Source organism: Collimonas sp. GW821-FHT02H07 (assembly GCF_059421505.1).
In genome coordinates this window covers 736304-743070 of sequence record NZ_JBWKVC010000001.1, presented here as the reverse complement: position 1 = coordinate 743070, position 6767 = coordinate 736304, and the positions used below count along the sequence as shown (strand labels likewise).

Below are 6767 nucleotides of genomic sequence, written 5' to 3'. Positions count from 1 at the left end.
ACCAGATCGCTGCGGCCCTGAAGCAGGAGGAACTGGGCATGCCGTTGGCCGATGTGATCAAGCAAGCAGGAATCACGGAGCGCACCTTCCTTAACTGGAAGCGGCAATACGGAGGCCTGCCTGACTATCCGCAAGACTTGAAATGCCTGCAGGAAGAAAACGCCAAGCTGAAACAGATTGTGGCTGAACTGACGCTGGAAAACGCGCGTTTGCAAGATGTGCTGGAAGACAAGCGGAGTAAACACGAGCACTACAGCTCTTCCAGTTGAATGCCGCTTGGCAAGAATAGATGACCTGGAATAAACGATATAAATCGTAATATTATTTTTACTGAAATGTGAAAAAAACAGCTTCGAATGTCAAATAAATACTCGGAAGAAATTAACAATGGTGCACGCGGAAAATTTCGGCGGATTTATTTTGTTGCCATAGAAAATCATGTGTTAACGCGCCACAGAACTGACTAAATTTAACAATCATTTACTGGACAATATCCAGTTTTGTAGCAGAATGGGGAATAGTAATTTACCAATAAAAAATTGCGTTCCGGCAATGTACAACGGTAAATTGGCAGCAGGGAGAGTCTCATGGATATCGAGTGCGCAAAGACACTTGAAGTGATAGACAACGGCAGCTCAACCAGGCATATCGGGATCATCGTTTTTGAAGGCGTAGTGCTGGCTGACGTGGTTGGCGCAGCAGACGTCTTCGGCGTCGGCGACAAGCTGATTTCCACGGTCTTCCCCGGCACCACGCGCTATGCGGTGTCCGTCCTGTCCATTTCGGGCGGCATGATCATGTCATCGGCCTCGGTGCAGATCATGACTTCCGCGCTGGCGTCTTTCGACAAACATCATTTCGACACCTTGCTGATTGCCAGCGGCACCGGCAATTTCGACGCCTACCGGGATCCCGTCCTGATCACCTGGCTGCAGCAGATGCGCGGCAACGTGCGCCGCATCGCCGCGATCTGCACCGGCGTGTTCGTGATCGGCGCCGCCGGCTTCCTCAACAATCGCCGCGCCACCACCCATTGGGCGTTGCTGGACAAGCTGGCGCGCGAATTCCCGCTGATCAAAATCGACCGCGAAGCGCAGATCAGCGAAGACGACGGCATCTTCACGTCTTGCGATGTAGGCATGGCCACCGACCTGGCATTGCGCCTGCTGGAAAACGATCTGGGTCCCGCAGTTGCGCGGCGGGTGGCGCAAAGCCTGGTAGTCTGCCAGCGCCGCCGCGACACGCCGCCCGCCAACCAGGCGTCGCCTGCCAGCATGCCGATCAAGACCAGCAAGATCCAGCGCGCGTCATTATGGTTTGTGGAACATCTGGCGGAATCCATCAGCGTGGTCGACGCCGCCAACTTCGTATCCATGAGCGAGCGCAATTTCGTGCGCCAGTTCAAGCGCGAAACCGGACAGACGCCGCATGATTTCCTGCTCAACCTGCGGCTGGAAGCGGTGCGCCAGCAATTGACCGAGACCGATCTGCCGGTGGACAAGATAGCCAGGCGCTGCGGCCTGTTCAGCGGCGAGCACGTCGCCAAACTGTTCCGCAAGCACATGTGGACGTCTCCCACCGAATACCGCAAGGGCATAAGGCCAAACTGAGACCGTACGCACTTTTGCCTGGAGCACCGATGAACACGACCATCGCGATAACGGCCCGCCAAGTGCGCTTCAATCTCAAGCCCCTGCCTATCACTTTCCTGGCGACACTGTTCGTGGCGCTGGTATGCGTGTCGCTGATGACGGTGGAGGCATGGCGCAGCTGGAACGCGCGCATCGTCGAACTGCAGGAAACTGAAGTTGCCACGCGCAACCTGGCGCGCGCGCTGTCGGAACATGCCGACGACACGATCAAGCAGGCCGATACCGTACTGGTGGGCGTGGTTGAACGCCTTGAACTGGACGGCAGCAGCAGTGCATCGCTGGAGCGCCTGCATAAGCTGCTGATGCAGCATATTGGCGAACTGCCGCAGCTGAACGACCTCTCGATCTACGATGAAACCGGACTCTGGCTGGTCAACGCCCGCAGCGGCCCGATCCCGGTCGTCAACAATTCCGACCGCCAGTATTTCCGCCATCATCGCGACGATCTCGAGCGCGGCCCCTATATCGGGCCGCCAGTGCGCAGCCGCTCCACTGGCGCATGGATAGTGACCGTCTCGCGCCGCTACAACCACGCCGACGGCAGTTTTGCCGGCGTCGCCCTGGCCACCATCAACATCGGCTATTTCAAGAATTTTTACGACAGCTTCGATATCGGCCACGCCGGCTCGATCTTCCTCAGCCTGAATGACGGCACGATGCTGGTCAGGAGTCCCATGCAGGACAACGCGATCGGCAAGAACCTGGCCAACTATCCGATCTACCGCGACTACGCTTCCAAGAATGCTGGCGGCACCGCCGTCATGCGCTCGGGCCAGGATGGCGTGGAGCGGCTGATCGCCTATCGCCATCTGGATCGCTACCCGCTGTTTATCACCGTCGCCCGCTCCAAGGACGAAGTATTGGCTGACTGGCGCGCCGACACCTACCTGCATGTGCTGGGCGCTCTGCTGCTGACGCTAGCCCTGGGACTGCTCGGCTGGCGCCTGATCCATCAGATCCAGCTGCGCCTGGCGGCGGAGGCAGGCTTGCTGCAGGTCCAGGAATCGTTGCGCACCCTGAACCAGCACCTGGAACAGCTGGCGCTGCAAGACAGCTTGACCGGCCTCGCCAACCGCCGTCATTTCGACAGCACCTTGCGCGACGAATTCAGCCGCGCTGTGCGCAACGCGACTTCGCTGGCGCTGGTGATGATCGATGTCGACTACTTCAAGCAATACAACGATATCTATGGGCATCTGGCCGGCGATGAATGCCTGCGGCAAATCAGTGAAGTCGTGAAAGCCAGCAAGAACCGGCCGGGAGACCTGGCCGCGCGTTACGGCGGTGAAGAACTGGCAGTCTTGCTGCCGGATACCAATCTGGCGGGAGCAATTGCCGTAGCAGAAAAAATCCGCCTGGCGATTTACGATTTACAGGTTGACCATGCGTTCGGCCCGGTCGGCATGGTCACCATCAGCGCCGGCGTCGCGGCTTTCGTGCCCCTCAGGGATGACAACATTCCTTTTGAATTGATTCAGGCGGCAGACAAGGCAATGTATGCGGCGAAGGCGGCTGGACGCAATTGCGTGCGTTCCAGCGATGATTTGCGTTGAATCCTGGCGCCTCATATGCGGCCGCGGCGCCCTCTTTCATAGACCAGGGAACCCACTGCTATCAGGCGGTACAGCTCCTGCTCCGTGAGCTTGTAAGATAGCGCGGCGATCTCGCGCGCCAGCATGCCGATCAACAAATCATTTCCCGGCACCTGCGCCTGTGGGCTGGCACATGCGATCAAATCGACTATTTGTTCGGCTCTCATGATCACACCTCGGTAGTATTAATTGCTGAACTTTAACGTTTGCCTGAGCGGCTCTGTCCGCCGATGCCGGCGCGTCAGATTCAAAATAGGGCGCCGGTTGTTTGCGCGTTGCCGGGGAAACCGGCCATTGAATCAATGGTTCACGCAGGAGCCTGAGGCTGCAACAGACTTCGCTCTACTTTCAATACGGGAGCGTCGCCGCATTTCATCGCTGTTTCCGATCAGGCGCCGAGGCAAGGAAGGCTGGCCGATGGCCAGCGCCTCCCTGGATAAGCGCGGCAAGATTATTTCTTGCCTGCTCCTAACAAGCCGCTCAGCAAACCGGTCGCAGGCGCCTGGTTATCCGTGCCGCCGGCTGTGCCTTTTCCGCCGGTCAAGCCCGTCACCAGATTGACCACAGGCGCCAGGATGCCTCCTGCCGCGCCGCCCGCACCGCCGCTCGTACCGCCAGCGGCGCCGGTCAAGCCGCCTACCAGGCCTGTCACCGGCGCCAGAATGCCGCCAGCGCCACCACCGGCACCGCCGGCCGCACCGGTCACACTAGCCACCAGGCCGGTCACCGGAGCCAGGACATTCCCTGCCCCGCCGCCGGCGCCGCCAGCTGCGCCAGTCAAGCCACCCACCAAACCGGTCACTGGAGCAAGGATGTTGCCAGCACCACCACCAACACCAACACCACCGGTTTTACCGGTCAGACCGCCCACCAGGCCGGTAACCGGCGCCAGGATGCTGCCTGCCCCGCCGCCAGCGCCACCAGTTGCGCCACTCAAGCCACTCACCAGACCAGTAACCGGAGCAAGGATGCCGCCTGCCGAGCCGCCTGAACCGCCAGCGGCACCAGCCAAGCCACCCAGCACGCCAGTGATCGGCGCCAACGGGTTGCCGCCAGCCGCACCGCCTGCACCTCCCAGCCCGCCTATCACTCCTGCGGCTACGTTATCCAGGGGCTGCAACACGCCGCCGGTCTTGTTGCCCAGCAGAGGCTGGCCGGTGCCGACCAGGGCATTTGTACCGAGACCCGCCACGGTGCCGCCGAGATCGCTGACAACGCCGCCCGGGCTGCTGACGCCGGGAACTTTTGCACCGGTCAGAGTCTGGCCGATACCGTTGACGGTTCCGCCCAGCGCCACCAGCAGGCCGTTCACAGGCTGGTTCAGGCCGGTTGCGTTACCGACTGTCTGGGTCAAGGTTGTCACGGTACTGGTCAAGGGAACGATTGCCTGGCTGACGGTTTGCGTGACCTGCTGTACCGGTCCGGTAGTCAGCAGCGTCGTCACCGGCGCGCCCAGCCCTGAAACGGTCGCTCCCACCTGAGTCACCAGGTTGGCCACCGGAGTAGTTACGGCTGCCAGCGGCGCCAACGGCCCGGTTCCCAGCCCGGCAACCACTTGCCCGACGCCCTGCACCGCATTGCCCGCCTGGGTCACGACGCCGCCAGCGCTGCCGACAGTGGTGCCGAGCGCATTTGGATTGCTGCCGATCTGGCCCAGGCCATTGGCGATGCCGGCGCCCAGCGTGCCAACAATGCCGCTGCCGTTATCGACAACGGTTGCCAGGCCGCTCTTGGATTGAGACGAAAGCAATGGCACGTTGTTGATCGCAGTATTGGCAGCCCCGTCCAGAGCTACGCTAGCGTGAGATACCGCAGTGCCGACGTTGGTGAGAAAATTGCTCGAAGCACCGCCACCTGTGCCACCACCCCCGCCGCCTGTGCCACCACCCCCGCCGCCTGTGCCACCACCCCCGCCACCTGTGCCGCCACCCCCACCACCTGTGCCACCACCCCCGCCGCCTGTACCACCACCCCCGCCGCCTGTACCGCCGCCATCGCCGCCACCTGTGCCACTACCACCCATGCCACTGCCGCCGCCGTCAGTCCCGCTTCCCCCGCCGGCGCCGCCTCCCGCGCCAGCGCCGGTACCGGCAGCACCGGTTCCCTGAGTAGCTCCTGCCCCCGAGCCGAATGTTTTCCCGAGGTCGCCGCCACTTGAGCAGCCGGCCAACAAACTGGTCAACAACAATGAAGCTGCAACCAGGCTCGTTTTCTGCGATGTATTCATGATGTATTTCCCCTTTGTGAAAGTTCGAACCACATGTCCCTGCTTGTATATTTCGCAAAGAGCATGCCAGCGGGACAGGGGGGCGAATACGATCGATATTCCCATCAAAAAATCAGCACAAACACTTTAAAATCAAGTACATAGCTTCCCACTCCAAATTCGGAAAAATTTGAAAATAGCCGACAGGGCAAGGCTTGATACGTTACATGTAACGTAACGCCGGGCTTGACTCGGGTACAATTAATTATCTTTACAGCATTTAAATAACGGATTTTCCAAGCGCCTGGGCCCGGCCTTTCAGCGGACGCCCGACGCAACCTGCCCGGTATGCAGAATTGCGCTATCCTCGGCCGCTGGAAAAAACGGCAACAGCTTGCCGGACACGCAACTAGTTTCGTCAAACGAGGTCAGAGGATCGCGTCAGCCTGACGGCGCCGGCGTCTATCAATCCAGGTCAGATCTATCAGAGGAATAACATTGCTGGTCCAGAATACAGAGGCATACCGCCCACAACATCGCGGCACAAGTTCCAGCCTTCGGCACGCGCTTTCGCGGATTATTTCCCCCGCGCTGCCGCTGGCATTCCTGCTCGCGCTAAGCGCCTGCGGCACGCCATCCGGTCCGGCCCAGCCCAGCGGCCCCGGCTATTACACGGTACAAAAGGGCGACACGCTATCGAGCATTGCGCGCAAATTCAAGCGCAGCAATAGCGAAATCATCGCCTGGAACAAGCTTTCCGATCCGAATGACATCAAGGTCGACCAGGCCTTGCGCATAGCGCCGGATGGCGTTCGCGCCAGCGGCAATCCGGTTGCCGGCCGCACTCCCCGCCCGCGCAGCGATGACAGCGAAGACGTCGCGGCGGCGGCCCGCGAGCAAAAGGATGCAGTTGACTGGACCTGGCCGGCTGCCGGCCAATCCAGCCGCGGCACCGGCCAGGGAAGAAAGGGCATCGATATCGCCGGCCAGCTGGGGCAACCGGTGATGGCTGCCGCCGCCGGCAAGGTGACCTATGCCGGCAGCGGCATACGCGGCTACGGTAACCTGGTGATCATCAAGCACAGCAGCTACCTGCTGTCGGTGTATGCCCATAACAAAACCATCTTGGTCAAGGAAGGCCAGATGGTCGGCAAAGGCCAGACAATCGCTGAAATGGGGAAATCCGACAGCAATACGGTCAAGCTGTACTTCGAAATCCGCCGCCAGGGAAAAGCAGTGGATCCAACGCGCTATTTGCCTAGCCGCTGAAAGCCGGATTCATGCCGCGAAAAAAAAGGGGCGCATCACGCGCCCCTC

Annotated in this window: 6 protein-coding genes; 4 read left to right on the top strand and 2 right to left on the bottom strand. The window is 60.4% G+C overall.

Annotation, left to right across the window (positions count from 1 at the left end):
- The 3 genes from AC07V8_RS03165 to AC07V8_RS03155 all read left to right on the top strand — a co-directional run.
- On the top strand, positions 1 to 269 hold a 269-nt coding region (locus tag AC07V8_RS03165; RefSeq protein ID WP_494676691.1), incomplete at its 5' end, for a transposase.
- 318 nt (positions 270 to 587) lie between these two features.
- On the top strand, positions 588 to 1610 hold the full coding sequence (locus tag AC07V8_RS03160) for a GlxA family transcriptional regulator (protein ID WP_494676692.1): 1023 nt from the start codon (positions 588 to 590) through the stop codon (positions 1608 to 1610).
- 29 nt (positions 1611 to 1639) lie between these two features.
- Positions 1640 to 3205, top strand: a complete 1566-nt coding sequence (locus tag AC07V8_RS03155; protein ID WP_494676693.1) for a sensor domain-containing diguanylate cyclase — start codon at positions 1640 to 1642, stop codon at positions 3203 to 3205.
- Positions 3206 to 3216: 11 nt separating this feature from the next.
- Here the strand turns inward: AC07V8_RS03155 and AC07V8_RS03150 are convergent, their stop codons facing one another.
- The gene (locus tag AC07V8_RS03150) at positions 3217 to 3411 is read right to left on the bottom strand and encodes a hypothetical protein (protein ID WP_038489630.1); all 195 of its coding nucleotides are present in this window, start codon (positions 3409 to 3411) and stop codon (positions 3217 to 3219) included.
- A gap of 284 nt (positions 3412 to 3695) precedes the next feature.
- The gene (locus tag AC07V8_RS03145) at positions 3696 to 5267 is read right to left on the bottom strand and encodes a collagen-like triple helix repeat-containing protein (RefSeq protein ID WP_494677221.1); all 1572 of its coding nucleotides are present in this window, start codon (positions 5265 to 5267) and stop codon (positions 3696 to 3698) included.
- A gap of 681 nt (positions 5268 to 5948) precedes the next feature.
- On the opposite strand from AC07V8_RS03145, the gene AC07V8_RS03140 reads away from it, so the two are divergent.
- A complete protein-coding gene (locus tag AC07V8_RS03140; protein ID WP_494676694.1) occupies positions 5949 to 6719 on the top strand; it encodes a peptidoglycan DD-metalloendopeptidase family protein in 771 nt (256 codons plus the stop codon).
- Positions 6720 to 6767: the final 48 nt, after the last annotated feature.

Excerpts from the sequence above, each read along its gene's own strand:
- AC07V8_RS03160 (WP_494676692.1), top strand. The coding sequence starts at position 588 with ATGGATATCGAGTGCGCAAAGACACTTGAAGTGATAGACAACGGCAGC.
- AC07V8_RS03155 (WP_494676693.1), top strand. The coding sequence starts at position 1,640 with ATGAACACGACCATCGCGATAACGGCCCGCCAAGTGCGCTTCAATCTC.
- AC07V8_RS03150 (WP_038489630.1), bottom strand. The coding sequence starts at position 3,411 with ATGAGAGCCGAACAAATAGTCGATTTGATCGCATGTGCCAGCCCACAG.
- AC07V8_RS03145 (WP_494677221.1), bottom strand. The coding sequence starts at position 5,267 with ATGGGTGGTAGTGGCACAGGTGGCGGCGATGGCGGCGGTACAGGCGGC.